The following is a 935-nucleotide window of genomic DNA, read 5'->3' on the forward strand; positions in this document are numbered from 1 at the left end:
CGGTTATACATCTGTATCGAAAGTGATAGTAGAAAATCAATAAAATCTTTTGGGTCACAAGTCGAATCACTTTATAAATGTATTACCCTATGGCTGAAATTAAACATTTCATTGAAATAGAAAATATAATATTACAGAAGTAAGAATTCTAGTTATTAACTATGCTATACTGTTCACTTAAAATTTCAATTATTATTTCCATACCTAAATATAACCTAAAATGCTAAGATATTTTAGATACTGAAATAAGTTATTGATTTTTAAATGGGCCGTCACGGGCTCGAACCGTGGACTCGCTGATTAAGAGTCAGCTGCTCTACCAACTGAGCTAACGGCCCAAATTTAAATATAAAGCTAGAAAATTAACAGTATTATGTCAACGTTTTCTGTCCTTGGAATTTTGTCAATAATTTTAAAACTCTAACCATAACGCCACCGTTAATTAACGTCAAGGTTGACTCTACTTTAATTTCACATACATGATAAATACATCCACATTGATTAATTCTTAACCTATTGAAGAAATAGGGGAAGCCTATTCATGATAAAATGATTAGACTTTTTACCAAAGCAAAAGCCTCTTTTTAAATTTTAATCATTTACTTTCTGTTATGAAACCAGGAAAAATCAAAGAAAACAAACTTAGTAGCAGTTTTAAGATACTAATTAATTATCTAAAGTGAAAACTTTAGATTTAGCTTACCGTCATTTGTACCATGAAATAACTACTTCACGCATACTTTAAAAAGAACTGAATGCGTCAAATAGATATTGCAAAAAAGATAAAGATCCCATAAACTCATATATCCAAGTAAAAACCTGCTATAATTCAATTAAATTGTTGGCATCGAATAAGCTTATTATTTGAATAAGCTCCTACCTCAAAAAGAGATTTTTAATTTTATTAAGTTTTTTCAATAGAGCCTGTGTTGGTT

At 29.2% G+C, this 935-nt stretch carries 1 tRNA gene; it reads right to left on the reverse strand.

The features are described 5' to 3' along the window. Nucleotides 1-265 precede the first annotated feature (265 nt). Nucleotides 266-338 (reverse strand) — tRNA-Lys (locus tag CLERM_RS00515). Between the last annotated feature and the right edge of the window lie 597 nt (nucleotides 339-935).

This window comes from Coxiella-like endosymbiont (assembly GCF_002871095.1).
Classification (GTDB): Bacteria; Pseudomonadota; Gammaproteobacteria; order Coxiellales; family Coxiellaceae; genus Coxiella.